The organism is Aurantimonas sp. A2-1-M11, from assembly GCF_036549475.1.
GTDB lineage: Bacteria > Pseudomonadota > Alphaproteobacteria > Rhizobiales > Rhizobiaceae > Aurantimonas.
Window position 1 is genome coordinate 1 of the sequence record NZ_JAZHLI010000155.1, and the last position, 3025, is coordinate 3025.

Here is a 3025-nt window from a genome sequence, read left to right on the forward strand (position 1 = left end):
TCCGGACAGCCCGCTCACGGACCTCCGGCGAATATCTCTTCGATGTCGATTTTGTCATGATGACCCCATTCTCTCAGGAAATGAGGTCTCCGGGAAACCCGGGGCGGTTCAGGATCGATGTTCGGGGACTCATTGGCAGACCAAATGAGAGTGGGCCTCGAGAACAGAGCATGGAAATCGCCGCCAACGACCTGGCCAAAAAGATCGCAGCCGCCGAAAGGGAACGGACGGTGTGGGACGCAGGCCGTCGAGCGTTCCGCGCAAAGGGCACCGCGGCTCCCAATCCGCACTCGGCACGCTCGTCCGATCACGCGCTCTGGGCCGATGGGTTCGATGCCGAGCGGAAGCCAAAACGGGTTCCTGTGTGGATCGATGACGACGAGCCCGCAATCGACCAGCCTGTGCCGCAACTCCGATAGCATCCGCCGCCGCGGTGAGGGGAACGCACTGCGTGCCCACCACCCATGGTATTGGGTAGTGGCCAACGATTGGTCGCGGCCATCCATTTTGAATGAGAGCGTCGTTGCTCATCATCGTGCACCTCCGCTACGAAATGAACTCTCATCCGTTCTCCTGCCGAAGGAGAACCCTGTGAAAACTGATCCGAAGAACCCATCACCCGTCGTCGGCACAGATGACCCGCCGAAAGTTTCGCTCTCGAAGGCCCCGAATGCTCGCCGTCGAGGCGAGAGCGCCGGTCAGCCGGGCAGCGGGGTGTCCGACGAAACTGGCAATCTCTTTGAACCAAGGTCCGAAGAGGAGGAGCGGCTGATCGACGCTGTTCTTGAAACCGAGGAACGACCGATGTCTCAAATCCAGAGATGCCCTACGATTTTGATCACGCGCGAAAGCAAAGCAAGGTGAAGCCGAGGGACTAGCCGGCCGGGAACCGCGGCCCCGATCAGCCTATTCTGCTTCGAGCGAACTTTAGGCCGAGGCGCGCGCGCTTAGCCGCGTCCTACTAACCCGAGAGTATCATGAAAGCCGATCAACTGATGCAGATCCGGGACGAAATATCCGCCCCACTCATGGCGAAAATAGCGGGTAACGTCGAAGCCGAGCATGGGGCAGTCATCCAGGCCGCCACACAACTTGAGCAATTCGGCAGCATGGGCGGATCCACGCGTGAAAAAGCCGAGGCCGAGATCGTACGCATGATGCGGCGCTTTAATGACACTCAAGACGACTCCCTTGGGCGATGGCCCGTCTCGACGTTCATGAGCGATCGCGACAAGCGTGCCGACCGTCTTCGTGCAGCCCTGGCTGCCTGCATCGCCGCACACATAACAGGCCGGTATGAGCCGATGGTCGCCGCAACCGAAGCTGCTCGCCGACGGGCGAGATAACCCGCTCACTATGGGTCGAAGGCGTTCAGCGACTTAGGGTCCGCTCGAGAAGAGCATCGTCCACGGCCATGGCCGCGCAAAGGCAACAGTTGGTGCGGGCAGAGCCTGCTTATCAAGCCGTCGAGGCTGTTCACACGAACCGAGCTACGTCTGCGTGCAGCCCGGCCGTGACAATCGAACATCCGGCGACAGGACTCCAGGTGGAGTCGGTCCCCTCGATCTGCGTTTCAGCCATGTCGTCCTCCCGAGCGGTTTCGGACAACGCCTGTCATGAAACCACTCCGCGCAGGGGGTTTATAAACTCAAGCCCGGCGAAGTCCTTTTCATTATCGGTGACAACTACGCAGCCGTTGGCGTCGGCGGTCGATGCGACGATCATGTCGAGGCCGCTGCGGGGACGGCCCGAGGACGTTCCGTCAGCCATCAGCCGCCCCCAGATCAGCCCGGCGCGGTCATCGAACGGCAGGATGCGCCCGGCGAACAAGGCTTGCGGTCCTTCGGGACCAGCGAACCAGGCTTCGAGAGCTTCGCGCTTCTTGCCCGCCGACTTCTCTAGGATACCGCGCCGAATTTCTGCGACTGTCAGCGACGCGATGAACAGCGCGTCATCGCGCTGCTCCGTCATCCAGTCCAGCAGGGAAGCGGACGGCTGCGGCTTTACCGCATTGCTAATGATGTTGGTGTCGAGCAGATAGCGCGTCACAAATCGATCCTGCGACCTTCTTCACGAGCCCGATCGAGGTCGAGATCGGCGCCGACCAGCGGCGACCGCCGCAATGCCTGGAGGATGCCGCCCTGATGTGGTGGCTCGCCGGACACGATCTGCTGGACCATCGTGCGCGCCTGCGTCGCTTCGGGCCCGTCATCGGCAAGGCGGCGAGCAAGGGCACGGATCAGCTCGCGGTCTGCGTCGAGCGCCTGAACCTCGAAGCGCGCGATGCCACGCTGTGCCTGACGCGACCGATAATTGCGAATGGCGCGCTTCTGTGCAGCATTGGTCATCATCAGCCTCCTCGATATGTCTGGATATATATCCCATCGCGGCCGCTTTAACAACGGCCTTGTCGAGGTATTTGCGTCTCGATGGTATCTCGAAGTGAGCCAACGAACAGTTGCGAACGTGGTAGATTGTCGGTGCGAGGTCGGTTTGGAGGCAGGCACGCCGTGGCTCCAGTCGTTCCAGGTCCAACCGGCTGTCGACACAAGCGTGATCGCGATGCTCTTGCGCCGACGCACCTCGGCAAATCGCTGCTCGATATTAGCATCGAACTGAGCAGCCCGTTTGACGCGCTTCACTGGGAAGACGCGTTTTCAGGGACCGCTAAATCCGGACGCCGGCGAAGACTTCCGCGACATCGTCCGGCACGCGGCGGACATATTGATAGACTCCGTTTCGCGAGGTGACATAGCTAGGCAAGAGCATCGAATCGTCGTCCATGTTATGCAGTTCGGGCTCTGTCGAGTCCGAATTCGCGCAAACTGGCTAGCAATTACAATCGCTTGACTGGAAAAAATGGTGGGCCCGGCAGGATTCGAGCCGCGACGGCATTAAACCAATGATTACAATTAGTCCGCCCTGAATAATGGCTAAGCCGTTGAAGCGACGCACCCGGAAAGACGTTTGGACGTATGGGGTTTCGCCGTTTTTGGCTGGCTTGCTTGCAGGAACCAGACAAGCC

At 60.3% G+C, this 3025-nt stretch carries 6 protein-coding genes; 3 read left to right on the plus strand and 3 right to left on the minus strand.

The genetic code is table 11. The features are described from left to right. Nucleotides 1-170 precede the first annotated feature (170 nt). The 3 genes from VQ042_RS25090 (at nucleotide 171) to VQ042_RS25100 (ending at nucleotide 1346) form a co-directional block, all read left to right on the plus strand. The gene (locus VQ042_RS25090) at nucleotides 171-419 is read left to right on the plus strand and encodes a hypothetical protein (protein ID WP_331822972.1); all 249 of its coding nucleotides are present in this window, start codon (nucleotides 171-173) and stop codon (nucleotides 417-419) included. Nucleotides 420-591: 172 nt separating this feature from the next. Next, entirely contained in the window at nucleotides 592-864 is a 273-nt protein-coding gene (locus VQ042_RS25095) for a hypothetical protein (protein WP_331822973.1), read from the plus strand. A 113-nt stretch (nucleotides 865-977) separates the two neighbouring features. Further along, nucleotides 978-1346, plus strand: a complete 369-nt coding sequence (locus VQ042_RS25100) for a hypothetical protein (RefSeq protein WP_331822974.1) — start codon at nucleotides 978-980, stop codon at nucleotides 1344-1346. Between the two features lie 268 nt (nucleotides 1347-1614). Here the strand turns inward: VQ042_RS25100 and VQ042_RS25105 are convergent, their stop codons facing one another. From VQ042_RS25105 to VQ042_RS25115, 3 genes are all read right to left on the minus strand, one after another. Continuing rightward, entirely contained in the window at nucleotides 1615-2049 is a 435-nt protein-coding gene (locus tag VQ042_RS25105) for a type II toxin-antitoxin system VapC family toxin (RefSeq protein ID WP_331822975.1), read from the minus strand. Continuing rightward, nucleotides 2046-2348, minus strand: coding sequence for a hypothetical protein (locus VQ042_RS25110; protein WP_331822977.1), 303 nt, complete (start codon nucleotides 2346-2348; stop codon nucleotides 2046-2048). Before VQ042_RS25110 ends, VQ042_RS25105 begins: the two co-directional genes overlap by 4 nt. Before the next feature lie 481 nt (nucleotides 2349-2829). Next, on the minus strand, nucleotides 2830-3025 hold a 196-nt coding region (locus VQ042_RS25115; RefSeq protein WP_331822976.1), incomplete at its 5' end, for a hypothetical protein.

Excerpts from the sequence above, each read along its gene's own strand:
- VQ042_RS25090 (WP_331822972.1), top strand. The coding sequence starts at position 171 with ATGGAAATCGCCGCCAACGACCTGGCCAAAAAGATCGCAGCCGCCGAA.
- VQ042_RS25100 (WP_331822974.1), top strand. The coding sequence starts at position 978 with ATGAAAGCCGATCAACTGATGCAGATCCGGGACGAAATATCCGCCCCA.
- VQ042_RS25110 (WP_331822977.1), bottom strand. The coding sequence starts at position 2,348 with ATGACCAATGCTGCACAGAAGCGCGCCATTCGCAATTATCGGTCGCGT.